This window comes from Spirilliplanes yamanashiensis, from assembly GCF_016863475.1.
Taxonomy (GTDB): domain Bacteria; phylum Actinomycetota; class Actinomycetes; order Mycobacteriales; family Micromonosporaceae; genus Spirilliplanes; species Spirilliplanes yamanashiensis.
Genome location: NZ_BOOY01000004.1, coordinates 1 through 25,268, shown reverse-complemented (window position 1 = coordinate 25,268; position 25,268 = coordinate 1). Strand labels below are relative to the sequence as shown.

Annotated in this window: 15 protein-coding genes and 2 pseudogenes; 5 read left to right on the top strand and 12 right to left on the bottom strand. The window is 74.2% G+C overall.

The window, feature by feature from the left end; all coding sequences use genetic code 11:
- The 5 genes from mpgS to Sya03_RS03635 form a co-directional block, all read right to left on the bottom strand.
- A complete protein-coding gene (mpgS, locus tag Sya03_RS03655) occupies positions 1 to 1,293 on the bottom strand; it encodes a mannosyl-3-phosphoglycerate synthase (RefSeq protein WP_203936710.1) in 1,293 nt (430 codons plus the stop codon).
- 176 nt (positions 1,294 to 1,469) lie between these two features.
- Positions 1,470 to 2,483, bottom strand: a complete 1,014-nt coding sequence (ilvC, locus tag Sya03_RS03650) for a ketol-acid reductoisomerase (protein ID WP_203936709.1) — start codon at positions 2,481 to 2,483, stop codon at positions 1,470 to 1,472.
- Between the two features lie 26 nt (positions 2,484 to 2,509).
- Complete coding sequence (ilvN, locus tag Sya03_RS03645; protein WP_203936708.1) at positions 2,510 to 3,025, bottom strand: acetolactate synthase small subunit; 516 nt, start codon at positions 3,023 to 3,025, stop codon at positions 2,510 to 2,512.
- Between the two features lie 11 nt (positions 3,026 to 3,036).
- Positions 3,037 to 4,842: an acetolactate synthase large subunit gene (locus Sya03_RS03640; protein ID WP_203936707.1), complete on the bottom strand. Its 1,806-nt coding sequence runs from the start codon at positions 4,840 to 4,842 to the stop codon at positions 3,037 to 3,039.
- A 222-nt stretch (positions 4,843 to 5,064) separates the two neighbouring features.
- Positions 5,065 to 7,473 (bottom strand): putative bifunctional diguanylate cyclase/phosphodiesterase, encoded by a 2,409-nt coding sequence (locus tag Sya03_RS03635; RefSeq protein WP_370872119.1) that lies wholly within the window; start codon positions 7,471 to 7,473, stop codon positions 5,065 to 5,067.
- A 124-nt stretch (positions 7,474 to 7,597) separates the two neighbouring features.
- Here Sya03_RS03635 and ilvD point away from each other — a divergent pair, with 124 nt between their 5' ends.
- Positions 7,598 to 9,445, top strand: a complete 1,848-nt coding sequence (gene ilvD, locus Sya03_RS03630) for a dihydroxy-acid dehydratase (protein WP_203936706.1) — start codon at positions 7,598 to 7,600, stop codon at positions 9,443 to 9,445.
- A gap of 108 nt (positions 9,446 to 9,553) precedes the next feature.
- Here the strand turns inward: ilvD and Sya03_RS03625 are convergent, their stop codons facing one another.
- Entirely contained in the window at positions 9,554 to 11,194 is a 1,641-nt protein-coding gene (locus tag Sya03_RS03625; protein ID WP_203936705.1) for a metallophosphoesterase family protein, read from the bottom strand.
- Between the two features lie 44 nt (positions 11,195 to 11,238).
- A complete protein-coding gene (locus Sya03_RS03620) occupies positions 11,239 to 12,369 on the bottom strand; it encodes a PQQ-dependent sugar dehydrogenase (RefSeq protein ID WP_203936814.1) in 1,131 nt (376 codons plus the stop codon).
- A gap of 80 nt (positions 12,370 to 12,449) precedes the next feature.
- Here Sya03_RS03620 and Sya03_RS03615 point away from each other — a divergent pair.
- Positions 12,450 to 13,374 (top strand): annotated as a pseudogene (locus tag Sya03_RS03615) (2-hydroxyacid dehydrogenase).
- Here Sya03_RS03615 and Sya03_RS03610 read toward each other — a convergent pair.
- Positions 13,368 to 13,775 (bottom strand): PH domain-containing protein, encoded by a 408-nt coding sequence (locus tag Sya03_RS03610; RefSeq protein ID WP_203936704.1) that lies wholly within the window; start codon positions 13,773 to 13,775, stop codon positions 13,368 to 13,370. The pseudogene Sya03_RS03615 and the gene Sya03_RS03610 sit on opposite strands and share 7 nt — an antisense overlap.
- Positions 13,776 to 13,891: 116 nt before the next feature.
- On the opposite strand from Sya03_RS03610, the gene Sya03_RS03605 reads away from it, so the two are divergent.
- From Sya03_RS03605 to Sya03_RS03595, 3 genes are all read left to right on the top strand, one after another.
- Positions 13,892 to 14,977 (top strand): WD40/YVTN/BNR-like repeat-containing protein, encoded by a 1,086-nt coding sequence (locus Sya03_RS03605; RefSeq protein ID WP_203936703.1) that lies wholly within the window; start codon positions 13,892 to 13,894, stop codon positions 14,975 to 14,977.
- Positions 14,977 to 15,252 carry a MoaD/ThiS family protein gene (locus Sya03_RS03600; protein ID WP_203936702.1) on the top strand — a complete coding sequence of 92 codons (276 nt, stop codon included), beginning with the start codon at positions 14,977 to 14,979 and terminating at the stop codon, positions 15,250 to 15,252. The genes Sya03_RS03605 and Sya03_RS03600 overlap by 1 nt, the downstream gene beginning before the upstream one ends.
- Before the next feature lie 142 nt (positions 15,253 to 15,394).
- Positions 15,395 to 18,040 carry a putative bifunctional diguanylate cyclase/phosphodiesterase gene (locus Sya03_RS03595; RefSeq protein WP_239107090.1) on the top strand — a complete coding sequence of 882 codons (2,646 nt, stop codon included), beginning with the start codon at positions 15,395 to 15,397 and terminating at the stop codon, positions 18,038 to 18,040.
- Positions 18,041 to 18,400: 360 nt separating this feature from the next.
- On the opposite strand, the gene gatB is transcribed toward Sya03_RS03595, so the two are convergent.
- The 4 genes and pseudogenes from gatB to Sya03_RS31820 all read right to left on the bottom strand — a co-directional run.
- Positions 18,401 to 19,894, bottom strand: a complete 1,494-nt coding sequence (gene gatB / locus Sya03_RS03590; protein WP_203936701.1) for an Asp-tRNA(Asn)/Glu-tRNA(Gln) amidotransferase subunit GatB — start codon at positions 19,892 to 19,894, stop codon at positions 18,401 to 18,403.
- 17 nt (positions 19,895 to 19,911) lie between these two features.
- Positions 19,912 to 21,387: an Asp-tRNA(Asn)/Glu-tRNA(Gln) amidotransferase subunit GatA gene (gene gatA / locus Sya03_RS03585; protein WP_203936700.1), complete on the bottom strand. Its 1,476-nt coding sequence runs from the start codon at positions 21,385 to 21,387 to the stop codon at positions 19,912 to 19,914.
- A gap of 2 nt (positions 21,388 to 21,389) precedes the next feature.
- Complete coding sequence (gene gatC / locus Sya03_RS03580; RefSeq protein WP_203936699.1) at positions 21,390 to 21,692, bottom strand: Asp-tRNA(Asn)/Glu-tRNA(Gln) amidotransferase subunit GatC; 303 nt, start codon at positions 21,690 to 21,692, stop codon at positions 21,390 to 21,392.
- A 1,381-nt stretch (positions 21,693 to 23,073) separates the two neighbouring features.
- Positions 23,074 to 24,927: pseudogene (locus tag Sya03_RS31820) on the bottom strand (putative bifunctional diguanylate cyclase/phosphodiesterase); the annotation flags it as partial.
- Positions 24,928 to 25,268: the final 341 nt, after the last annotated feature.

Genomic DNA, 25,268 nt, shown 5'->3' with positions numbered 1-25,268 from the left:
TCAGTCGGCCGCGGCGACCGGCTCGCGCGCCGGGGCCGGCGACACCGGGATCGCCGAGCCCAGGCCGGGCCAGCGCGCCGGCACCGGGGCTGCCGGGGCCCAGCCGATGCGGCGGAACGAGGTGGCCTCGGCGTCGAGGGCGTCGTAGAGCAGGTCGAACGCCAGCGAGCCCACCGGCGGGTAGACCCGCTCGCGGGGCGGCTCCTGGCCCGGTTCGAGCGCCCCCTGGGCGACCATGAACTCCAGGATCGCCGCGCGCACGGCCGGCAGGGTCACCGGCGAGTGGTAGAGCACGTTCAGCGCCTGCATGCGCATGCCCTGCACGTGCTCGTCGCCCTTGTTGTCGTGGAAGTGCGGGTTGCGGGTCTCGATCTGCAGCACCGGCACCGAAGACGCCACCACGTCCGGGTGGGCGCTCTCCAGCACCCCGCCGAACTGCTCGAACAGGTCGATGTACTCGTACGGCTCGACGGCGAACCCGCCCGCCAGCCGCAGCCGCAGGCCCAGCTCCAGGCTGAGCGCGTGCTCACCCGCGTTGCCGGTGGCGATGACCTCGGTGCCGAAGCCCGAGTACTCGGCGACGGCGCGGTTGAGGAACGCGTTGGTCACCTCGCTGCTGCGGCCGCGGCGGCTGAAGAACAGCCGGCCGTCGCGCAGCTTCGGCTTGGAGTGCCAGGAGATGCGCACCATCGAGTACGGGCTGCCGGCCAGGTGCAGGCCCGCCGCGTACGCCTTGCAGTACTCGTGGACCGCGCCGGGCACGTAGTTGTCCGCGTCGACGTAGCCGACGTACGACCGGCCGGACAGCGCCGCCAGCGCCATGCCGATGAGCATGGCCTCGCCCTTGCCGTTGCGCACCAGGCCGTCGTCGCCGATGAGCTCCGGCAGGCCGGCGGCCTTGAACGCGGCCGCGACGCCCGGGTCCTTCTGGTGCACGGTGATCGCGGGCCGCCCGGTCAGCCGGCAGAACTGTTCCACCGTCTGCACTTCGATCTCGAAACGGTCGACGGGCCGCCGATCGCTGTTGGAAACGAGCACGATGAGACAGTCGTGCGGAATTCCGGAGAGCACACCCTCGATGACGCTTCGTGTCTCATTCATGCACGGGACGACGACGACCATTTCCGATTCGATCGCCCGGATGGCATTGGCGGAGACGACGCGGCTGCCGGACGACTGACCGGACGCGCCCGTGTCGGGCAGCGCGCCGGAGTCCAGCTCGATCACCCGCTGCAGCTCGTGAATCCGGACCGCGCCGAACCGCTCGCTCCGGAAGGAATCAGCCAGTCGCATGCGGCGAGATTACCCGCCCGGGCCAAATGCGCCTCGCCCGTTCAGCGGCGGGAGCGCAACGAATTGCCGACGCCCGGTGCCGGTGTGAATGGCGGGTGACGAAACGGTTTCCGGTAGCCGCCCGCTTACGCAAAACGCCGGGCCCGCGGTGCGGGCCCGGCGTCGGCGGTGCGGAATCAGGCGGTCTCGGTGATCGGCCGGTCCACCCAGCTCATCATGTCGCGCAGCTTCTTGCCGGTGACCTCGATCGGGTGCTCGGCGCCCTGCTGGCGGTACTTCGCCAGGGCGGGGCCGCCCGCCTCGTCGTCGGCGATCAGCTCGCGGGTGAACTCACCCGACTGGATCTCGGCGAGGATCTTCTGCATCTCCGCCTTGGTCTGCGCGTTCACCACGCGCGGGCCGCGGGTGTAGTCGCCGAACTCGGCGGTGTCGGAGATGGAGTAGCGCATCCGCTGGATGCCGCCCTCGTACATCAGGTCGACGATCAGCTTCAGCTCGTGCAGGCACTCGAAGTAGGCGATCTCCGGGGCGTAGCCCGCCTCGGTGAGCACCTCGAAGCCGGTCTGCACCAGCGCCGACGCGCCGCCGCACAGCACCGCCTGCTCGCCGAACAGGTCGGTCTCCGTCTCCTCCTTGAACGTCGTCTTGATGACGCCGGCGCGGGTGCCGCCGATCGCCTTCGCGTACGACAGGGCGAGCGCGAGCGCGTTGCCCGAGGCGTCCTGCTCGACGGCGACGAGCGCCGGGACGCCCTTGCCGTCGACGTACTGGCGGCGGACCAGGTGGCCCGGGCCCTTCGGCGCCACCATCGCCACGTCCACGTCGGCCGGGGGCTTGATGAGCTCGAAGCGGATGTTCAGGCCGTGGCCGAAGAACAGCGCCTTGCCGGCGGAGAGGTTCGGGGCGATCGACTCGGCGTAGATGGTGCGCTGCGCGGTGTCGGGCGCCAGCACCATGATCACGTCGGCCCAGGCGGACGCCTCGGCGGGCGTCATCACCTGCAGGCCCTGCTCCTCGGCCTTCGCGCGGCTCTTCGAGCCCTCCTTCAGGCCGATGACCACCTCGACGCCCGAGTCGCGCAGCGACAGCGAGTGGGCGTGGCCCTGGCTGCCGTACCCGATGACGGCGACCTTGCGGCCCTGGATGATCGACAGGTCCGCGTCGTCGTCGTAGAAGACCTCAGCTGGCATGAACTTCCCTTTCGATTGCTGTGGAATCAGGCCGCGCGCAGCGCGGGACCGGTCGTGATGGAACGGGAGCCGCGGCCGATGGCGACCAGGCCGGACTGCACCATCTCCTTGATGCCGAACGGCTCCAGGTCGCGCAGGAGCGCGTCCAGCTTGTCGGCCGTGCCGGTGGCCTCGATGGTGAGGGTGTCCGGTGCGACATCGATCACCCGGGCGCGGAAGAGGTCGACCGTCTCGATCACCTGGCTGCGCACGGTGCGGTCGGCGCGCACCTTCACGAGCAGCAGCTCGCGCTGCACGGACTGCACCGGGTCCAGCTCGACGATCTTCAGGACGTTGACCAGCTTGTTGAGCTGCTTGGTCACCTGCTCCAGCGGCGAGCTCTCCGCGTTCACCACGATGGTGATGCGGGAGACCTCGGGGTTCTCGGTCTCCCCCACGGCCAGCGAGTCGATGTTGAACCCGCGGCGGGAGAACAGCCCGGACACCCGGGCCAGCACGCCCGGCTTGTTCTCCACGAGCACGGACAGCGTGTGCTTCGTCATCGGTGTCATCCCTACAGGTCGTCGTCGCCGAAGTCCGGGCGCACGTCCCGGGCGAACAGGATTGCGTCGTTGCTGGTGCCGGCGGGCACCATCGGCCACACCATGGCGTCCTTGCCGACGACGAAGTCGATGACGACGGGCGCGTCGTTGATCGCCATCGCCGCCTCGATGGTCTTGTCGACGTCGGCCTTGTTCTCGCAGCGCAGGCCCACGCAGCCGAGCGCCTCGGCCAGCTTCACGAAGTCCGGGATGCGGTGCTTGTGGGTGCCCAGCTCGGTGTTGGAGTAGCGGCCGTCGTAGAACAGGGTCTGCCACTGCCGGACCATGCCGAGGTTGCCGTTGTTGATGACGGCGATCTTGACCGGGATGCCCTCCAGCGCGCAGGTCGCCAGCTCCTGGTTGGTCATCTGGAAGCAGCCGTCGCCGTCGATCGCCCACACCACCGTGTCGGGGCAGCCGACCTTGGCGCCCATCGCGGCGGGCACGGCGTAGCCCATCGTGCCCGCGCCGCCCGAGTTGAGCCAGGTGCCCGGCTTCTCGTACGAGATGAACTGCGACGCCCACATCTGGTGCTGGCCGACGCCCGCCGCGTAGATGGCGTCCGGGCCGACGATCTGCCCGATCCGCTCGATCACGTACTGCGGCGCCAGGGTGCCGTCGGTCGGCTCCTCGTAGCCCAGCGGGTAGCGCTCGCGCAGGTCGTCAAGGGTCGCCCACCAGGCCGTGTACGCGCCCTTGCCGGGCGGCGTGCCGACCGCGGTGATCAGCTCGTCGATGACGTGCTTCGCGTCGCCGACGATCGGGACGTCCGCGTGCCGGTTCTTGCCGATCTCGGCCGGGTCGATGTCGGCGTGCACGACCGCGGCGCCCGGGGCGAACGAGTCGAGGTTGCCGGTGACCCGGTCGTCGAACCGGGCGCCCAGGGCGATGAGCAGGTCGGACTTCTGCAGCGCGTACACCGCCGGGACCGAGCCGTGCATGCCGGGCATGCCCAGGTGCTGCTCGTGGGAGTCGGGGAACGCGCCGCGCGCCATCAGCGTGGTGACGACCGGGATGCCGGTCAGCTCGGCCAGCCGCAGCAGGCTCTCGGTGGCGTGCGCCTTGAGGACGCCGCCGCCGACGTACAGCACGGGCCGCTTCGCGCCGGCGATCAGCCGGGCCGCTTCGCGGATCTGCTTGCCGTGCGGGTGCAGCGTCGGCCGGTAGCCGGGCATGTCCAGCGTCGGCGGCCAGGTGAACGTCGTCTGCGCCTGCAGCACGTCCTTCGGGATGTCGACCAGGACCGGGCCGGGGCGGCCCGTCGACGCCAGGTGGAACGCCTGCGCCAGGATCTGCGGGATCTCCTCCGGCGTCTGGACCAGGAAGTTGTGCTTGGTGATCGGCAGCGTGATGCCCTGGATGTCCGCCTCCTGGAAGGCGTCCGTGCCGATCGACGGCCGCGGGACCTGGCCGGTGATCGCGACGATCGGCACCGAGTCCATGTACGCGTCCGCGATGGGCGTCACCAGGTTCGTGGCGCCCGGACCCGAGGTGGCGATGCAGACGCCGACCCGGCCGGTGGCCTGCGCGTAGCCGGTGGCGGCGTGGCCGGCGCCCTGCTCGTGGCGGACCAGGATGTGCCGGACCTTCGAGTCGAACAGCGGGTCGTACGCCGGCAGGATCGCACCGCCGGGGATGCCGAACGCGACCTCGACACCGAGCGCCTCGAGCGACTTCACGAGCGAGGCCGCGCCCGACACGGTGACGGGAGCCGCTACGGCCGGCGCGGCGGCAGGGGTCGCGCGGTGGGCGATGGTCTCTGGCGTGGGTCTCGTCATGACGATTCAGCCTTCGGGTCGGTGGTGCTCATGCTGCTGATTCTGCTGCTGCGGCCTGCGCGGCCGGCTGTCGCTGCCCAATAAAAACGGCCCTCGTGCGGATGCACGGGGCCTAGCGCGCTCCCTCCCACGCGGGGAGTGAGCGCGCTCTAGAGAAGTACTCGGGTCGAGGGGGCGACGTGAACAGCCTGGTTCGACGACGAGTGGTGGTGCGACATGCGGCTAAGCCTGACGCATCTCATCCGGCGAGTCAACTGATCTCACATCCTGAGCCGGCGGCTCGTCGCCGGCCTCGTCGACGAAGCCCGGATCGGTCGGCAGCAGGGCCCTGAGCTGGCGCACCCCGGGCGCGATCATGACGAACTGGCTGCGCGCCGTGCGCCCCGCGGGAACGGCCGGGCGCTGCCGCGGCGGCACCGGCACCAGCCGCGCCGCCGACGACGACGCGGTGCGCAGCTGCGCCTCGAAGTGCTCCGGCGGCACGCCCCACCCGAACAGCGAGCCCTGGCCCAGCCGGCAGCCGGCCTCCTCCACCACCGCGCGCTGCCCCGGCGTGCCGATGCCCTCGGCGATCACCTCCAGGCCCAGCCGGTGCCCGAGGCGCACCACCACGTCGACCAGGGGCGCCGCGGTGCCCGTGCGCGACTCCGGCTCCGCCACCAGCGCGTGGTCGATCTTCAGGATGTCGACGGGCAGGTTGCGCAGCTGCCCCAGCGACGAGTAGCCCGCGCCGAAGTCGTCCAGGGCGATCCGCACGCCCGTCTCGCGCAGGGCGGTCAGCCGCCGGATCAGCTCCGCCAGGTCGGTGGCGACCGCGTGCTCCGTCACCTCCAGCACGATGCGCTGCGGCGGGACCTCGTGCCGGCGCAGCACCTCGGCGACGCGCTCCGCGTAGTCGGCGTTGTGCAGCTCGCGCGGCGACACGTTCACCGACACCCACACGTCGTGGCCCGCCGCCAGCCAGCCCGCGAGCTGCCGGCACGCCTGGTCCAGCACCCAGGCGCCGATCTCGCAGATCTGGCCGCTCTCCTCCGCCACCGGGATGAACTCGTCCGGGCGCACCGCGCCCAGCTCCGGGTGCCGCCAGCGCAGCAGCGCCTCGCCGCCCACCGGGCGCATCGTCGGCACCGTCACCACCGGCTGGAACACCAGCCGGAACTCGTCGCGCCCGATCGCGCCGCGCAGCTCGTGCTCCAGGATGCTGCGGCGGCGCAGCGAGGAGTCGTAGCGGGCGTCGTAGGGCTCCACCCGGTTCTTGCCGCGCTGCTTCGCCGCGCGCAGCGCCAGGTCGGCGTCGCGCATCAGGGCGGTGGCGTCGCCGCGCTCCTCCTCGGCCGCCACGCCGATGCTTGCCGAGAGGAAGACCGTGCCGGTGCTCAGCTCGTACGGCCGCGACAGCAGCTCCAGCAGCGTCGCCGCGGCCGCCCTCGCCTGGTCGGCCCCCGCCGGGATGAGCACCGCGAACTCGTCGCCGCCCAGCCGCGCCGCCACGCCGTCCGGCCGCAGGTTGCCGCGCAGCCGGCGGCCCACCTCGGCGAGCACCTCGTCGCCGACGTCGTGGCCGCGGGTGTCGTTGACGTTCTTGAAGCCGTCCAGGTCGGTGGCGACCAGGGCGCGCGGGCCGTCGCCGGCGTCCTGCTCGCGCAGCGCCCGCAGCAGGCCGCGCCGGTTCGCCAGCCCGGTCAGCGGGTCGGTGTGCGCCAGCTCGCGGAAGTGCGCCTCCCGCTCGCGCAGCCGGTCGGCGTACCGGCGCACGTCGCCCAGCGCCAGGTACTGCCGGGCCACCAGCACCAGGCCCTCGACGCAGGCGGCGGCCACCCCCATGCCCTGGAACTGGCCGCCCGCCGACACGTGGTAGCCGGCCGCGACCACCATCGCGATCATCGGCACGAACGCGTAGCCGGTGCCGCGCCGGGTCACGTCGCTGGTCGCCGCCACCGGGCGGTCCGCGTCGCGCACCGCCGCCGCCACCGCGGTCAGGCCGATCGGCAGCAGGACCGCGCTGAGCAGGATCGCCACGGTCCACGCCTGGCAGATGCCGCCCGCCAGCGCCGTCGCCGCGACCGCCACCAGCGTCACCCCGGCCCCCACCTGCACCGTGATGTGCCGCGGCCGGTGCGCGCGCATGGTCAGCACGGTGGTCAGCCCGCCCGCCACCACCGCCACCCCGAGCGGCAGCAGCAGGGGCAGGCAGCCGTACGGGGTGCGGTCGCCCAGCAGCCGGGTCGGCCCCACCACCAGCACCCAGCCCACGAACCAGGCCGCGGCCGCGATGACCAGGCCGTCGAGCAGGTGCCGCAGCGCCGCCGCCGTCGTCTCCGACGCGCCCGGCAGCAGCAGCGTGCCCGCGAACAGGGTGGCCGTGCCCAGCGCCATCGCCACCGCGACGGCCGAGCCCAGCGCGTTGTCGTGCAGCCGGTCGCCCGGCGCGGCCGAGTGCGCCAGCACCGCGCTGAGCAGGCCCGCCAGGGCCGCCCCGACGACCACGGCGCCGCCCGCGGCCAGGATCAGATGCGCCCGCCGGGCCGCTCCCGTGTGCCGCCGGCCGGAGAAGGCGAGCAACGCGACGGCGGGCACCGCGACGAGCAGGCTCGCCAGGGCGGCCCACTCCACACCGGACGGAGAGTGCACGGTCACACTCTGCCGTACCGATCACCCTTTCGGGGAGTCGGACGATCGTGCAACCGTCCCGTCTTCTGGACCGGGTCCGGGGCTGCGCGGGCGGTACCGCCCCTGACGGTGCCACACTGGTGGGATGCCTGAGCTGCGCTCGCGTACCTCCACCCATGGCCGCACCATGGCCGGCGCCCGCGCCCTGTGGCGCGCCACCGGCATGACCGACGACGACTTCGGCAAGCCGATCGTCGCCATCGCCAACAGCTTCACCCAGTTCGTACCCGGACACGTCCACCTGCGGAACATGGGCGCTCTGGTGGCGGATGCGGTGTTCGAGGCCGGCGGCATCGGACGCGAGTTCAACACGATCGCGGTCGACGACGGCATCGCCATGGGCCACGGCGGCATGCTCTACTCGCTGCCCAGCCGCGAGCTCATCGCCGACGCCGTCGAGTACATGGTCAACGCGCACTGCGCCGACGCCCTGGTCTGCATCTCGAACTGCGACAAGATCACGCCGGGCATGCTGCTGGCCGCGCTGCGGCTCAACATCCCCACCGTGTTCGTCTCCGGCGGCCCCATGGAGGCCGGCAAGACGGTCGCCATCGAGGGCGTCGTGCACGAGAAGCTCGACCTGGTCGACGCCATGGTCGCCGCGTCCAACGACGCCGTCACCGACGAGCAGCTCGGCGTCATCGAGCGGTCCGCCTGCCCCACCTGCGGCTCCTGCTCCGGCATGTTCACCGCCAACTCCATGAACTGCCTCACCGAGGCCATCGGGCTGTCCCTGCCCGGCAACGGCTCGACGCTGGCCACCCACGCCGCCCGCAAGGCGCTGTTCGAGCGGGCCGGCGCCCTCGTCGTCGACCTGGCCCGGGCGTACTACGAGCGCGACGACACCTCCGTCCTGCCCCGCGCCATCGCCTCCCGCGACGCGTTCGAGAACGCCGTCGCCCTCGACGTGGCCATGGGCGGCTCCACCAACACGGTGCTGCACCTGCTCGCCGCCGCCCGCGAGGCCGACGTCGACTTCGGCGTGGTCGACATCGACGCCGTCAGCCGCCGCGTGCCCTGCCTGGCCAAGGTCGCCCCGAACAGCCCGAAGTACCACATGGAGGACGTCCACCGGGCCGGCGGCATCCCCGCCCTGCTCGGCGAGCTCGACCGCGGCGGCGCGCTGAAGCGCGGCGTGCGGTCCGTGCACTCCCCCGACCTGGACTCCTGGCTCGCCGAGTGGGACATCCGGGGCGGCTCGCCGTCCGCCGAGGCGCTCGAACTGTTCCACGCCGCCCCCGGCGGGGTGCGCACCGTCGAGCCGTTCTCCACAACCAACCGCTGGGCCAGCCTCGACACCGACGCGGCCGCCGGCTGCATCCGCTCCGTCGAGCACGCCTACACCGCCGACGGCGGCCTGGCCATCCTCTTCGGCAACCTCGCCCCCGACGGCTGCGTCGTGAAGACCGCCGGCGTGCCCGAGGAGGTCTGGAAGTTCACCGGCCCCGCCCGCGTCTTCGAGTCCCAGGACGACGCCGTCACCGGCATCCTCGGCAAGCAGGTCGTCGCCGGCGACGTCGTCGTCATCCGGTACGAGGGCCCGCGCGGCGGCCCCGGCATGCAGGAGATGCTCTACCCGACCTCGTTCCTCAAGGGCCGGGGCCTGGGCAAGGCGTGCGCGCTCATCACCGACGGCCGCTTCTCCGGCGGCACCTCCGGCCTGTCCATCGGCCACGTCTCCCCCGAGGCGGCGGGTGGCGGGCTGATCGCCCTGGTCCGCACCGGCGACGAGATCACCATCGACATCCCGGGCCGCAGCATCCACCTCAACGTCGGCGACGAGGAGCTGGCCCAGCGCCGGCACGAGGAGGAGCGCCGGCCGAAGCCGTACACGCCGGTGGACCGCCAGCGGCCGGTGTCCGCGGCCCTGCGGGCGTACGCGTCGATGGCGACGTCGGCGAGCGACGGCGCGTACCGGCGGGTGCCGGAGTAGCGCTCTCTCGGAGTGGCCCCCGGCGCCTCGCGTGAGGCGCCGGCGGGCCGGCGGTCGCCGGCTGGTGCCGGTGGGGCCGCGCGTGCCGGGTCGCGCGAGGGTGTGGCCTCAGCCGGTCGGGCGTGGCGCCGCGCCCGAGCCCGGCTCCGCCGACGAGCGGGCCGAGCCGCCCGGCTGGGCGCCGTCCGGGGCCGGGCCGCCAGAGGCCGAGCCGTTCGGGGCCGACGGCTGGGTCGTCAGCGGGGTCGTCGGCGACGCCTCGCGGGCCGGGTCCTCGACCACCTTGCGTTCGAGGGTGACCTGCGCCTGCCCGGTGCCGCCGACCTGGATGTCGTCGTAGGCCTTGAGCACCTGGTTCTCGTCGAAGTACAGCACCGACATGGCCAGCGGCAGCGGCTGCTCGCCCTCCAGCCCGCGCAGACCCGCGCCGCCGGTGGACCCCTGGACCATGAGCCGGGTCGCGGTGGCGCCCGGCAGCGGGTCGAGCATCCGCACCTCGCGCTTGTGGGTGTGGCCGGCGAGGACGACGGGCACGACGCCGTCGAGGGCCTGGGCGGCGGCGGGGTCGTGGATGAGGGCGATGTCAACCGGTTCGGCGGAGGCGCGGATGGTGGCGGCGAGGGCGGCGCCGCTGCGGGTCTCCGGCGATGATGCGGGGTCGGTCTCGGCGGCGCCGCCGGGGGCGGGCTCGTTGGTCTTGTCGGGGGTGAAGCGGGGGTCGCCGATGCCGGCGATGGTGAGGCCGTTGACGGTGGCGACGGTGCCGTCGAGGACGGTGGTGTCGGGCTGGCGGTCGACGGCGGCGGCGGTCGCCATGGAGTCGTGGTTGCCGCGGACGTACACGTACGGGACGCCGAGCTGGCGGATCCCGTCCACGTATGACGCCTCGGCCGCGCTGCCCCAGTCGACGATGTCGCCGGTGTCGATGACGACGTTGATGCCGAACTGCTTCACGACCGTCTGCAGCACCGGCCAGGCGGTGGGGCTGAGGTGCATGTCGGAGATGTGCAGGACCCGGGTGGTGTTGGGGGCGGGCTCGTACACGGGCAGGGTCGACACGGCGGTGTAGATGCGCCCGACGTTGCCGACGAGCGCCTGGAGCTGGTCGGCGTACCGGCCGTAGTTGTCGGCGATCTTGCGGGCGTCGCCGACGACGGCGGGGGCGTTGACCAGCAGGCCCTCGTACCGTGGCTCCTCGATCGAGTCGGCGCGGACGGTGAGGGCCGCGACGCCGAGCGTGCCGGCGGAGGTGGCCAGGGCGAGGCCGCCGGACCAGGCGATGCGCGCCCAGTTGCGGCGGAAGACGAGCACGGCGAGCAGCAGCGCGCCGGCGACGGCGGCGCCGAGGGAGCGCAGCGCGAGCCGGGTGATGCCGCTGCGGACGTCGCCGACGGCGCTCTGGCTGGCGGCGGCGATGCCGCCGGGGTTGTCGATGAGCGCCTCGGTGCGGCCCTGGTCGAGCTCGCCGAGCTGGACCTGGAGGTGGACGGGCCCGTCGTGGCTGTCGAGGTGCAGCGAGCCCAGCGGCGGGATGTTGATCTCGGTCTCGCCGCCGAGCGCCGGCGTGGCCGCGAGCTGGGCGCGGAACGGGCCGACGTCGACGGTGGTGCGGCCGCCGAGCAGCACGCCGACGACGACGCCGCTGAGTGCGACGGTCAGCACGGCGAGCGCGACCCCGGTGCGCCGGGTCCAGCGGTGCCGCAGCAGTGTCGACAGGCGCGCACGCAGCCCGGTCCGGTTGTCGCTCATCTGTCGCTCACCTGCCCGAGCTCGCCGGTCGCCAAACACGATGATCAGGTGACGCCGGCTCCGCCGCCGGAGAACACCAGCCGGATGACCCGATCGTCGTCGGGCTTCGGCTCGCCGCGGCCGTCCTTGTTCGAGGTGGTCACCCAGAGCGAGCCGTCCGGGGCGGCGACGATGCTGCGCAGCCGGCCGAACTCGCCGACCAGCAGCGGCTGCGGCTGGCCGAGCAGGGTGCCGTTGCCGGTCAGCTGCAGCGCCCAGAGGCGCTCGCCGCGCAGGCAGGCGGTGACGACGAGGTCGTCGAGCACGGCGACGCCGGAGCACGACGCGTCGGCGGTGGGCCAGGTGACCAGCGGGTTGACGTACTTCGGGTCGGCGCCCGTGCCCTCGACCAGCGGCCAGCCGTAGTTCTTGCCGGGCTGGACGACGTTCATCTCGTCGAACGTGTTCTGGCCGAACTCGGAGGCGTAGAGCCGGCCGGCCTCGTCCCAGGCGAGGCCCTGCACGTTGCGGTGGCCGAGGGACCAGACCGGGGAGTTCCTCACCGGGTTGCCCGGCGCCGGCTTGCCGGCGGTGGTGACGCGCAGGATCTTGCCGGCGAGGCTCTTCGGGTCCTGGGCGAGGGCGCGCTGCGAGCCGTCGCCGGTGGCGACGTAGAGGAAGCCGTCGGGGCCGAACGCGATGCGGCCGCCGTTGTGGATCGCCGAGTGCGGGATGCCGGTGAGGATCGGCTTCGGCTTCTGCTTCAGCACGAGGCTGGCGACGCGGTTGTCGGTGGCCGTGGAGTAGTAGACGAAGACGGTGTTGTCGGTCTCGTACGTCGGGGAGACGGCGATGCCCATCAGGCCGCCCTCACCCTCGGGCACCGGCTCGGTCAGCTTCTGGATCTCGGTGACCTTGAGCCCCTCGGTGTCGGACTCGGGCCCGAGCTGCAGGATGCGGCCGCTGTCGCGCTCGGTGACCAGGGCCGCGCCGTTCGGCAGGAACGCCAGGCCCCACGGGGTGGCCAGGCCCTTCGCCAGCACGGTGGCGACGACCTCCTGCTCGGCGCCGGAGTCCGGCTGGGCCGACGGGGTGGGGAACCGCGGCGGCGTGCCGCCGGTCTCCTGCGCGTCGGGCGGACCGAACGCGCAGCCGGACGCCACCGCCAGCACACCCGCCAGCACGGCCCCGCACATCGCCCTGATCACCCTCACCCGGACAGGGTAGCCGCGGCAGCTGAGTGGTTCCGGGCCTGTGGACAGCTAGGGTCGGGCGGGTGAAGGTGTGGATCGCGCACGAGCCCGGCCGCGAGCTGATCGGCCCGCTGCCGCGGGACGTGACCCTCGAGGTGTGCGAGCGCCCCTCCCGCTGCCGTCGGATCCGGCCGACGTCGAGTTCTGGGTGCCGCCGTTCGGCACGGTCGGCCGCGGCGCCGACCTGCTCGGCCGCATGCCCGGGCTGCGGGTGGTCCAGCTGCTGTCCGCCGGCGCCGACGCGTGGGCGGGCCGGGTCCCGGCGGGGGTACGCCTGTGCGACGGGCGCGGCGTGCACGACGCCTCCACCAGCGAGTGGGTGCTCACCGCCACGCTGGCCGCGCTGCGCCGCTTCCCCGCGTTCGCGCGCGCGCCCAGCAGCGCGGCGAGTGGATCACCGACCAGACCCCGACGGACGAGCTGACCGGCAAGCGGGTGCTGCTGGTGGGGGCCGGGTCGATCGGGGCGGCGATCGCGGCGAAGCTGGCCCCCTTCGACGTCGAGCTGACCCGGGTGGCGCGCACGGCGCGGCCCGCCGAGGGCGTGCACGGCGTCGGCGAGCTGCCGGGGCTGCTGCCGTCCGCCCAGGTCGTGATCCTCGTGGTGCCGCTCACCGACGCCACCCGCGGCCTGGTCGACGCCGCGTTCCTGGCCGCGCTGCCCGACGGCGCGCTGCTGGTCAACGCGGCCCGCGGCCCGGTCGTCGACACGGCCGCGCTGCTGGCCGAGACCGCCTCCGGGCGGCTGGCCGCCGCCCTCGACGTCACCGACCCGGAGCCGCTGCCCGCCGGCCACCCGCTGTGGAACCTGCCGAACGTGCTGATCACCCCGCACGTCGGGGGCGCGGTCCGCGGGCTGCTGCCGCGCGGCTACCGGCTCGCCGGGGAGCAACTGCGGCGGTACGCGGCCGGCGAGCCGTTGGCCAACGAGGTCGCCGACGGCTACTGAGCGTCGGGGGCGTCCGCCTCGGCGGCCGCGGGGCGCTCGAGCGGGGTGCCGGTCGCGGCGGCCACGATGACCGGCAGGTCGCGGGCGTACACGCCGGGCAGCCGCAGCAGGTTGCCGTCGGTCAGGTGCGCCGAGACGCGGCTCTTGGCGTCCGGCACCAGCTCGGCGACCTGCTTCCACGGCACCAGCCGCTGGCCGAACAGCGCCCGCACGCGCAGCGCGTCCCGGCCGATGTCGGTGCCGGACCGCCACGCCCACACCGCGACCAGCAGCGGCACCAGGATCACCGGCGCCAGGTACCAGCTCTGCCCGGCGAGCGGCAGCGCGCCGACGGTGGCGAGGGCGGCGGCGACGAAGATCGCGCCGGGCTGGCGGAAACGCAGGTACGACGGGCGGCTCACCCGCCCATTCTCCCACCAGCCTCCCCGATGCCCCCGGGGGCGGCACTTTTGTCGGTGACGGGGGTCATACTGTCCGCCGATCCGGTTCCCCGGAGGCTCTCGACGGGAGGTGCGCGGTGGCGGTGCTGCTGGCGATCGGTACGCAGAAGGGGCTGTTCCTGGCGCAGGCGGCGGACGACCGCCGATCCTGGCAGGTCGGCCCGGCCCACTTCGCGATGCAGGCGGTGTACGCGGTGGCGGTCGACCGCCGCGGCGGCGCCCCGCGGCTGCTGGCGGGCGTCGACAGCTCCCACTGGGGCCCCAGCGTCGCGGTCAGCGACGACCTGGGCGCCACCTGGCAGGAGCCCGACTCGGCGCCGCTGGCGTTCCCGGCCGACGCCGGCGCCGCGGTGCAGCGGGTCTGGCAGATCGCCCCGGCGACCGACGCCGAGCCGGGCGTGGTGTGGGCGGGCACCCAGCCGTCCGCGCTGTTCCGCTCCGCCGACGGCGGCCGCACGTACGAGCTGGTCCGCAGCCTGTGGGACCACCCGCACCGGCCCGAGTGGGGCGAGGGCTACGGCGGCCAGGCCATCCACACCGTCCTGCCCGACCCGCAGGACCCGGCCCGCGTCGTCGTCGCGATGTCGACCGGCGGGGTCTACCAGACGGCGGACGGCGGGGCCACCTGGCGGCCCACGAACACCGGCATCAAGGCCTACTTCCTGCCCGACCCGTGGCCGGAGTTCGGCCAGTGCGTGCACAAGGTGGCCCGCGACGCCGCCGACCCCCGCCGCCTCTACGCGCAGAACCACCACGGCGTCTACCGCTCCGACGACGCGGGCGAGACGTGGCAGTCGATCGCCGGCACCCTGCCCAGCGACTTCGGCTTCCCGATCGTGGCGCACCCGCGCCGGCCCGGCGTCATCTGGGGGTTCCCGCTGACCGCCGACGGCGAGCGGCACCCCGTCGACCTGAAGTGCCGGGTGTTCCGCTCCACCGACGCCGGCGAGCACTGGACGCCGCAGTCGGCGGGCCTGCCCGAGCAGCCGTACTACCCGGTGGTGCTGCGTGACGCGATGTGCGCCGACGACGCCGACCCGGCGGGCGTCTACTTCGGCACCCGGTCCGGCGAGGTGTGGGCCAGCGCCGACGAGGGCGAGTCGTGGGCGCCCGTCGCCGAGCACCTGCCCGACGTGCTGTGCGTCCGGGCGGTGACCATCTGATGGCGACGGTGCTGGTCCCGGGCGCCCTGCGGGCTGAGACGGGCGGCGAGTCCCGGCTGCCCGTCGAGGCCGGCGGCACGCTGGGCGGCGTCCTCGACGAGGTCGCCGCGCGGTGGCCCCGGCTGGAACGCCGGCTGCGCGACGAGACCGGGGCGCTGCGCCGCTACGTCAACGTCTACGTGGACGGCGAGGACTGCCGGCGCACCGGCGGGCTCGACACCCCCGTCGCCGCGTCGGCCGAGGTCCAGGTGCTGCCGTCGGTCGCGGGAGGATAGCCGCCGCCCCCGACTCGTGCGACGGACTACTCCTCCGTAACCTTTTCGGGGGACGGTCGTTTCCCGATGTGGGTGTGACGACTCCCGAGACCGTGACACCTGATCCATCCCGACCATCCCCCATGTCGAAGGATCGCCGGCAGTGGCAACGTCGCTCCTGGTACGAACCCTGCGGTGGCTGCGCACCTCGCGTGCCGGGCACCTCGGTGTGCCGCTGGTCGGGGCCGTGGTGCTCGTCATCGGCGCCGCAGGCCCGCTGCCCGGCATCGCCGTCGTCGCGGTCGGCGTCGGCCTGGTCGCCGCGTGGGCGACGAGCGTGCTGGTCCGCACCGCCCTGGCCATCCACCACCGGGACAGCTCGTTCACCGCCTGCCGCGGCGCGGGCTTCATCGGCATGGGCGCGCTGGCCACCGGCGCCACCCTCGCCTCCACCGTGACCGCCTCGGCCGCCACCCGCCCCGTGCTGGCGTGCGTCGGCACCGGCGTGTCCGCCCTGCTGTTCTGCATCGGCACCGTGCTGCTGCCGGGCGCCGCCACCAGCATCGCCGTGCGCCTGCGGCGCGGCTTCGACGGGCTCGGCCTGGGCGTCAGCCTGGGCTTCGCGGCGTGGCTGGCACCCCCGCTCGGCGAGACCCCGCGCGCCGCCCTGGCTGCCGCGCTGTGCGCCGCCGCGGGCGTCGCGATCATCGTCGTGACGGTGCTGCGCGCCGCGGCGCACCGCCGGGCCGCGATCCGCTGCGGCGCCGGCACCGTCGCCGTCGTCCTCGGCCTGTACGTGCAGACGACGCTGCTCGCGCACCAGGTCACCGGCCCCGCGCTCGTGCTGGCGGCCCTGCCGATCGTGGCCGGCCTGGGCCTGGCGGTGGACGGCGCCACCCGGCTCGAACCGCTGCCGGCGTACCCGCCGGAGCCGGAGACCGAGAAGCACCTGGCGGGCTACCCGCTCCTCGCGCTGCCCGCCGCGGTGGGCGTGCTGGCCGCCATCTACCACCTGGTCACGGTCGGCGAGTTCGACCCGACGTCCATCGTGCTGGGCATCGCCATGGTCAGCATCCTGACGATGCGCGAGCTGCTCGCCGTCGCGGACATCCGCCGGTACGCGGGCAAGCTCGCCGGCCAGGAGGCCCACTTCCGCTCGCTGGTCGCCGGCGCCACCGACCTGACCCTGGTGATCGACGAGCGGCTCACCGTCCAGTGGCAGTCCCCCGCCGCGGCCCGCCTGTTCGGCCTCGCCGACGCCGACGTGGTCGGCCGCGCCTTCGTCGACCTCATCCACCCCGACGACGCCGCCGACGTCCGCGCCGTCCTCGACGACGTCCTCGCCGGCCACCAGCACGCCGGCCCGCCCGCCCTGGTCGCCGCCCGGCTGTGCGACGGCTTCGGCATCTGGCGCGACACCGAGTCGACCATCAGCGACCAGCGCGGCGTCCCCGAGGTGGCGGCGCTCGTCGTGCACGTCCGCGACGTCGGCGAACGCAAGCACCTGGAACGCGCCCTGCACACCCTGTCCTACACCGACCAGCTGACCGGCCTGGCCAACCGCCGCGCCCTCATGCGCGACCTGGAGGAACGCCGCGCCGCCCCCGGCCGCCCCGGCGCCCTGCTCGTCATCGACCTGCACGGCGTCGCCGAGATCAACGACGCCCGCGGCCGCCAGGTCGGCGACGCCGTCCTCGTCGAGGTCGGCCGCCGCCTGCGCTCTCTCATGGGCGAACACGACGTGGCCGCCCGCCTCGGCGGCGACGAGTTCGCCGTCCTCACCGCCGACGGCGCCGTCCTCGCCTACGCCCTCGGCACCCGCATCATCACCGACCTCACGGCGCCGTACATGATGCCCGGCACGATCGTCCCGCTGCACGCCAGCGTCGGCCTCGCCGAGGTCTCCGCCGGCTCCGGCGTCGACGACGTCCTGCGCCAGGCCGACCTCGCCCGCAAACGCGCCGAACAACTCGGCCGCGACCGCGTCGAGTGGTACGACACCGACCTCGAGGCCCAGCTGAACCGCCGCATGGACCTCGAACGCGAGATCACCGGCGCCGCCTCCCGCGGCGAACTCGACCTCGTCTACCAGCCCGTCCAGAGCCTGCGCGACGGCCACACCGTCGCCGTCGAGGCCCTGCTGCGCTGGCGCCACCCCACCCTCGGCACGATCATGCCCGCCGAACTGCTCCCCATCGCCGCCTCCGTCGGCGTCGCCGGCGACATCGGCGAGTGGGTCATCGACGCCGCCTGCCGCCAGCTGGCCCGCTGGCAGGTCCTCGACCCCGAACTGTCGATGTCCGTCAACGTGGCCCCGCGCGAACTCCTCGCCCCCGCCTTCCCCACCCGCGTCGGCGCCGCCCTGGTCGCCCACGGCATCAACCCGGAGAAGCTCGTCGTGGAGGTCGCCGAGACCTGGGTCGCCGAGGACGTCCCCGCCGTCGTCGCCGCCCTCGCCGCCCTGCGCAACCTCGGCGTCCGCGCCGCCCTCGACGACTTCGGCGCCGGCCAGGCGTCCCTCGCCCACCTGCGCCGCCTGCCCGTCGACATGCTGAAGCTCGACCGCTCCCTGGCCCGCGGCACCGGCCCGGCCACCCCGCTGGGCGGCCAGGCCGTCATCGACGTCGTCGTCAGCCTGGGCCGCCGGCTCGGCCTGGAGATCGTGGCCGAGGGCCTGGAGACGCAGGAGCAGGTCGACCGCGCCCGCGATGCGGGGTGCCCGTTCGGCCAGGGGTTCGCGCTGTCACCGCCGTCGCCGGCGGAACGGGTCGAGGCCTACCTGGAGGAACACCGCACGACGAGCAACTGAGGCCGCTCGGGTCGTCGATCCGGGGGTCCGGGGTGCTCGTTGCCCACGCAGCCTTTGAGCGGCGAACGCCCCTCGGTGCCGGTGATCGAGCGAGACGCGGCGTGGAACTGCCGCGGTCGAGCGCGCCTCAGGCCGCCCGCGGTCTGAAGTGGGCGAGGACGTGGGCGGCGTCCTGCGAGGAAGTGGATGCACCTGCTCGCCTCTCGGCAGCCTTTCCGCGCCGGCCACCCACCTCGTCACTGTGATGAAAGCGGCGACTGGCGTCCGCTGCGGCCTCGCCGGTGCCCGCCCCGACTCCGCCCGCCCGCCGGGCGGGCATCCCGTGCCGTGGCCGGGTGGCCACGGCACGGGATCGACGGCTCAGCTCAGGCGTTCGAGGATGAGGTCGCGGACCGTCTTGGCGTCCGCCTGCCCGCGCGTGGCCTTCATGACAGCGCCGACCAGCGCGCCCGCCGCCGCCACCTTGCCGTCGCGGATCTTCGCGGCGATGTCCGGGTTGGCGGCGATCGCGTCGTCCACGGCCGCGGTGAGCGCGCCCGTGTCGGAGACGACCTCCAGGCCGCGGGCGGCCATGACCGCCGCCGGGTCACCTTCGCCGGCCAGCACGCCCTCGAGCACCGACCGCGCCAGCTTGTCGTTGATCTTGCCGGCGTCGACGAGCCCCTGCAGCTCCGCCACCTGGGCCGGCGTGGCGCCGACCATGGACAGCTCCTGCCCCGACTCGTTCGCCCGCCGGGCCAGCTCGCCGAGCCACCACTTGCGGGCGCCCGCCGCCGACGCGCCGGCCGCGATGGTCTGCTCGATCAGCTCCACCGCGCCCGCGTTCACGATCGACTGCATGTCCAGCTCGGACACGCCCCACTCCTCGCGCAGCCGCGCCCGCTTCACCCGCGGCAGCTCCGGCAGCGCGGCCTTCAGCTCGGCGACCCACGCCGGGTCGGGCGCCATCGGCACCAGGTCGGGCTCCGGGAAGTACCGGTAGTCCGTCGCGGTCTCCTTGGAGCGGCCCGGCCGGGTGTCGCCGGTGTCCTCCTGGAAGTGCCGGGTCTCCTGCAGGATCGAACCGCCCGCGTCGAGCAGGCCCGCCTGCCGGATGATCTCCGACCGGACGGCGCGCTCCACCGACCGCAGCGAGTTGACGTTCTTCGTCTCGGTGCGGGTGCCCCACTCGGCGCCGGGCAGGTTGAGCGACGTGTTGACGTCGCACCGCAGCGAACCCTGCTCCATGCGCACGTCGGAGACGTTCAGCGAGCGCAGGATGTCCCGCAGCTCGGCCACGTACGCTTTGGCCACCTCGGGCGCCTTCGCCCCGATGCCGGGGACCGGCTTCGTGACGATCTCGACGAGCGGGATGCCGGCCCGGTTGTAGTCGACGAGCGACTCGGTGGCGCCGTGAATGCGGCCCGTCGCGCCGCCGACGTGCAACGTCTTGCCGGTGTCCTCCTCGAGGTGCACCCGCTCGATGCCGATGCGCACGGTCTCGCCGTCGACCTCGACGTCCACGTACCCGTCGACGCACAGCGGCTCGTCGTACTGGCTCGTCTGGAAGTTCTTCGGCATGTCCGGGTAGAAGTAGTTCTTCCGGGCGAACCGGCACCACTCCGCGATCGAGCAGTTGAGCGCGAGGCCGATGCGGATCGTCGCCTCGATCGCGGCACGGTTGGCCACCGGCAGCGCCCCGGGCAGCGCGAGGCAGACCGGGCAGACCTGCGTGTTCGGCTCGGCGCCGAACTCCGTCGGGCAGCCGCAGAACATCTTCGTGTTCGTGCCCAGCTCGACGTGCGTCTCGAGGCCGATCACCGGCTCGTAGCGGCTGGTCGCTTCGTCGTAGGACGGCAGCGCGAACGTTGTCATCGAAAGCTCCTGCGCGCTCAGAGGGCCGGCGGGGTGAACGTGCCGACCGCGGACTCGAGGGCCGCGCCGACCCGGTACATCCGGTCGTCGGCCATCGTCGGGGCCATGATCTGGAAACCGACGGGCAGCCCCTCGGACAGCCCGCACGGCACCGAGATGGCCGGGCCGCCGTACAGGTTGGTCGGGATCGTGTAGAGGTCCGACAGGTACATCTGGTACGGGTCGGCGGTGCGCGACCCGAACGGGAACGCCACGAACGGCGTCGTCGGCGACACCAGCACGTCCACCCGCTCGAACGCCGACTCGAAGTCGCGTGTGATGAGCGTGCGGACCTTCTGCGCCTGGCCGTAGTAGGCGTCGTAGTAGCCGCTGGACAGCGCGTAGGTGCCGATGATGATGCGGCGCTTTACCTCGGCGCCGAAGCCCGCCTCGCGGGTCATCGACATGACCTCCTCGAGCGAGCGCTGCCCGTCGTCGCCGGCACGCAGCCCGTACCGGACACCGTCGAAGCGGGCCAGGTTGGACGACGCCTCGCTCGGCGCGATCAGGTAGTACGCCGGCAGCGCGTACTGGAAGTTCGGGCAGGACACCTCGACGACCTCGGCGCCCAGCTTGGTCAGGGCCTCGATCGACTCGCGGAACGCCGCCATCACGCCCGGCTCGGCGCCCTCGCCGTTGAACTCCGAGACGATGCCGAGCCTCACGCCCGTCAGGTCGCCGGTCGCGCCCAGCCGGGCCGCCGCGACGACGTCCGGCACGGGCTGCGGGATGGACGTCGAGTCGCGCGGGTCGTGCCCGGCGATGACGCTGTGCAGCAGCGCCGTGTCCTCCACCGTGCGGGCGCACGGGCCGGGGGTGTCCAGCGACGAGGAGAACGCGATCAGGCCGTAGCGGGACGTGCCGCCGTACGTCGGCTTCGCGCCCACCGTGCCCGTCACCGCGCCCGGCTGCCGGATGGAGCCGCCGGTGTCGGTGCCGATCGCCAGCGGCGCCTCGTACGCGGCGAGCGCGGCCGCGCTGCCGCCGCCGGAGCCGCCCGGGATGCGCCCGAGGTCCCACGGGTTGTTCGTCGGCCCGTACGCCGAGTACTCCGTGGAGGAGCCCATCGCGAACTCGTCCATGTTGGTCTTGCCGAGCATCACCGTGCCGGCCGCGCGCAGCCGCTCGACGACCGTCGAGTCGTACGGCGGGCGCCAGCCCTCGAGGATCTTGGACGCGGCGGTGGTCGGCACCCCGCGCGTGGTCAGCACGTCCTTGACGGCGATCGGCACGCCCGCGAGCGGTCCGAGCTCCTCACCGGCGGCCCGCCGGCGGTCGACCGCCTCGGCGGCCTGCACGGCGCCCTGGGTGTCGACGTGCAGGAAGGCGTGCACCCGGTCGTCCACGGCCGCGATGCGGTCCAGGTGGGCGCGGGTCACCTCGGCGGCGGACGCCTCGCCGCTCGCGACGAGGCCCGCGATCTGCGCCGCGGTCAGGCTGGTCACGTCGGTCACGGTCAGGCCTCCTCGTCCAGGATCCGCGGTACGCGGAAGCGCCCCTCGGCGGCGTCCGGCGCCCCGGCCAGCACGTCGGCCTGCGCCAGGCTCGGCTGCACGACGTCGTCGCGGAACACGTTCGTCAGCGGCACCGAGTGCGACGTCGGCGGGATGTCGTCGCCCGCACCGGCCTCGCCCACCCGGGCGACCGCCTGCAGGATGACGTCCAGCTGACCGGCGAACCGGTCCAGCTCGTCCTCCGTCACGGCGAGCCGCGACAGCCGCGCCAGGTGCGCTACCTCGTCGCGGGAGATGGCGGCCATCGGTGCCCCCTCGTCCTCGTTCAATCGTCGAATCGCGTCAGCGTCCGTGCCGGTGCGCCCGGCGCCGGGCGTCCGCCCCGGCCGGAATGCCCGCCGGGCGAACCCGACGAGTCTATTTGCCCGCCGGCCCGGCCGGATCGCCGACTCCCCGGCCGTCCCCCGCCCGCGGTCACCCACCCGGTCGGCCGCCCCCGTAGCTCGAACGCTGGTTGCCGCGTCCGGATCTCCGGCGCCCACGACAACGGTGCCCGACCCGGGCCCGCGGGCCAAGGTCTTCCGCGGCTCGAAGACGCGGGAGGGCCCGACATCCTTGATGTCGGGCCCTCCCGCAACTGCGTCCTGGTCAGGCCTTTCTCGGGCCCGTAGCGTCCACCGCGGACCCGCCGGGAGCGGCGGTCGGGTCCGTGGCGGATGGCTTCTTCGCGGAGGTTGGGAGCGGCATGAACGGCGGCAGCATGAGCGCCTCGGGCTCGTCGGCGGGCGCCTCCGCGGGATTCGCGGCGGGCGGCTGCGATCCGCCCTGGCCCGGCACGGGCACGGTCGGCGGCAGCGCGACCGGCTCGGGCATCCCCGGCAGCGGGACGTCCATCAGCCCGGTGCCCGGATTTCCGGCGGGCCGGCCGGTCTGCGGCACCGAGGCGACGCCCACGGCCGTCGGCCGCCGGCCCGCCGTCTTGCCCGCCCCGGCAGACGTCTCCTGCCGGACCGGTGCAGGAGCGTCAGGCGACGGGCCGAGCGGCGACGTGGCCTGCGGCGGCACCGGCGTCATGGCGGCCTCGGCCTGCTGGGCGGACTCTTCCGGCGAGCCGGTCGCTACCGGGTCCAGGATCCCTGTGGTCGGCGCCGCGGTCGGTTCGCCGGGCACGGGAGCCGACTGGGACGGGACCGCCACCGGCGCCGGGATCGGCGGGGTGACCGGCTGCGGAGCCGCGGGCGGCGGGGCGATCGGGTCGGGCGCCTCGGGCACCGTCGTCGCGGCCACCGGCTGGGCCGGACCTGCGACCGGCTGCGGCGCCGGGCCGGCTGGGCCTGACGGTTGGGGCCCGGAGCTGGTCGAGGTCACCGGCCGGGCGATCACCGGGCCCGCTGCGGGCCTGGGGACAGCGGGGGGCTTGCCCTGCACCGGCTTGGCGGGTGCGGGCTTGGCCGGTGTGGGCTTGGCCGGTCCGGCTGCGGCCACGTCCTCGGCTGCTGCGTCGCCGGGCGCGAGGGCATGGGCGCTCCGCCCGCCGGCCGTCGGAATCGCGGCGTCGTCGTTCACGACGGCCGGCGGGCGCGCCGGCAGCGGCAGTGTCACCGTGCCCACCGACGTCGCGGCCTGCGGGGCGCCGGCCTTCGCGGTGCCCACCTCGCCGTTGGCGGCCGAGCCGGGCACAGCGGTCGGGGTGGGGCCGACGGGGCGGTAGCGGCTGAGCCAGGTCGCGAACTCGTCCGCCGGCATCGGGCGGGCGTAGAACCAGCCCTGGGCGCTGTGGCAGCCGGCGGCGTGCAGGGCGCGCCACGTGCGCTCGTCCTCGACGCCCTCGGCGACGACGCGCAGGTTCAGGGCGGCGGCGAGTTCCACGACGGAGCGGACGATGGCGGCGTCCTCGGCGTTGGCGGTCATGCCCAGGACGAAGGAACGGTCGATCTTGACCTCGGCGAGCGGGAGGCGGCGCAGGTGTTGCAGGGAGGACCAGCCGGTGCCGAAGTCGTCCAGGGAGATGGCGACGCCGAGCTGGTGCAGGCGGCGGATCGTGGCCAGCACCTGGCGGGCGTCCGGCAGCAGGGCGCTCTCGGTCAACTCGATCTGCAGGAGGGCGGCCGGGATGTCGTGGCGGTCGAGCAGGTCCTCGACCTGGCGGGCGAGGTCGCCGGTGTGCAGGTCGCGGACGCTGACGTTGACGGACACGCGGATGAGGTGGCCGGCGGCGCGCCACCGGGCCGTCTGGGCCACGGCGTCCGTCAGCACCTTGGCGGTGAGCAGACGCATGACGGCGGTGGGCTCGGCGACGCGGAGGATCTCCTCCGGGTCGACCATGCCGCGCACGGGGTGGTGCCAGCGCAGCAGCGCCTCCACGCCGAGGACCTCGCCGGTGGCGATGGCGACCTGCGGCTGGTACCAGAGGGCGACGGTGCCGGCTCCGGTGTCGCCCTGCAGGGCCGCGCGCAGGTCCGCGAGCAGGGCGAGCCGGTGCGGGGTGCCGTCGGCGCCGGGGGCGTACACGGCGCAGGGCTCGCCGCGGTGCTTCGCCTCGTACATGGCGATCTCGGCGTGCTGCAGCAGGGCCGCGACGTCGTCGCCGTGCGCCGGGTGCAGGGCGACGCCGACGGCAGCGCTGACGTCGACGGGGAGGCCGTCGACGACGATCGGCTCGTCCAGGACGGAGGCGAGGTGCAGGGCGAGGCGGCGGGCGTCCGCGGCGTCGTCGACGCGGGTGGCGAGCACGGCGAACTCGTCGCCGCCGAGGCGGGCCACCACGTCGTGCGGGGCGACGGCCGCGCTGAGGCGGTCCGCGACCGCGGCGAGCAGGCGGTCGCCGCCGGGCTGGCCGAGGGCGTCGTTGACGTCCTTGAAGCGGTCCAGGTCGAACAGCAGCAGGGCGCCGCGGCGGGACCGGGCCAGGCGGTGCTTCGCGGCGAGCAGCGCGCGGCGGTTCGGCAGGCCGGTGAGCACGTCGGTGCGGGCGGAACGGGCGTGGTCGCGGGTGCTGCGCGCCATCCGGTCCACGGCGAACAGGGGCACCAGCACCAGGGGAACGAGCGCCGCGCTCGCCGCCGCCACCGCGGGCAGGACGGCGCCGAGCAGCAGCATCGCGCCGGTGGTCGGCAGCTCGACGCGCGCGCGTCCGCCGTCGGCGGGGTCGCGCGGCACCTCGGCGACCAGCCGGGCGAGCACCATCGCCATGGCGGTGCGCGTGACGGTCCACGCCACAGCCGCCGCGAGCACGAGCAGCGCGTCCGTCCAGCGCACCGTCTCCAGCGGCAGGCGCAGCCCGCCCGCCTGGGCGACGGCGGCCGCGGCGCCGAGGGCGGCGGCGTACTGGAGCAGGAGGTGGGTGGTGCGCCGGGCCGGGTGCGGTGAGCGGGCGCCGGCGATCGCGACCGTGACGGCCTGCACGGCCAGTGCGGGCAGGAATCCCCACGCCAGCACGACGGCGAACGTGAAGCACACCGACGGCAGCACGACCGAGCCGGCGCGGCGGCGGGTGGTCGGGTGCGGGCGGGCGTCGACGGCGACGGCGAGCGCGGCCATCACCCAGAACGCGGCAGGCAGCTTGACGGGCCAGCCCGCCCACCACGGCACGGCCGCGGCGACCAGGGCGGTGACGAGTCCGAAGTGGAGGATGCCGCGGAGGCGGCGACGGCGCGCGGCCCGGCGCTCCCGCGCGTCGACCGGGTCGACCCGGTCGCGGGCCCGCTGACGCGCCGGCCGGGCCGGCAGCCCGGCCCGCGAGCCCGATGCGGACGAGCCCGAGCCAGACGAACCCGAGCCAGACGAACTCGAGGCCGATGAGCCCGAGGCCGATGAGCCCGAGGCCGATGAGCCCGAGGCCGATGAGCCCGAGGCCGATGAGCCCGAGGCCGATGAGCCCG

Bases quoted from the DNA above. Each gene is read 5' to 3' on its own strand.
- mpgS (WP_203936710.1), bottom strand. From the start codon at position 1,293: ATGCGACTGGCTGATTCCTTCCGGAGCGAGCGGTTCGGCGCGGTCCGG.
- ilvC (WP_203936709.1), bottom strand. From the start codon at position 2,483: ATGCCAGCTGAGGTCTTCTACGACGACGACGCGGACCTGTCGATCATC.
- ilvN (WP_203936708.1), bottom strand. From the start codon at position 3,025: ATGACGAAGCACACGCTGTCCGTGCTCGTGGAGAACAAGCCGGGCGTG.
- Sya03_RS03640 (WP_203936707.1), bottom strand. From the start codon at position 4,842: ATGACGAGACCCACGCCAGAGACCATCGCCCACCGCGCGACCCCTGCC.
- ilvD (WP_203936706.1), top strand. From the start codon at position 7,598: ATGCCTGAGCTGCGCTCGCGTACCTCCACCCATGGCCGCACCATGGCC.
- Sya03_RS03625 (WP_203936705.1), bottom strand. From the start codon at position 11,194: ATGAGCGACAACCGGACCGGGCTGCGTGCGCGCCTGTCGACACTGCTG.
- Sya03_RS03620 (WP_203936814.1), bottom strand. From the start codon at position 12,369: ATGTGCGGGGCCGTGCTGGCGGGTGTGCTGGCGGTGGCGTCCGGCTGC.
- Sya03_RS03600 (WP_203936702.1), top strand. From the start codon at position 14,977: ATGGCGACGGTGCTGGTCCCGGGCGCCCTGCGGGCTGAGACGGGCGGC.
- gatB (WP_203936701.1), bottom strand. From the start codon at position 19,894: ATGACAACGTTCGCGCTGCCGTCCTACGACGAAGCGACCAGCCGCTAC.
- gatC (WP_203936699.1), bottom strand. From the start codon at position 21,692: ATGGCCGCCATCTCCCGCGACGAGGTAGCGCACCTGGCGCGGCTGTCG.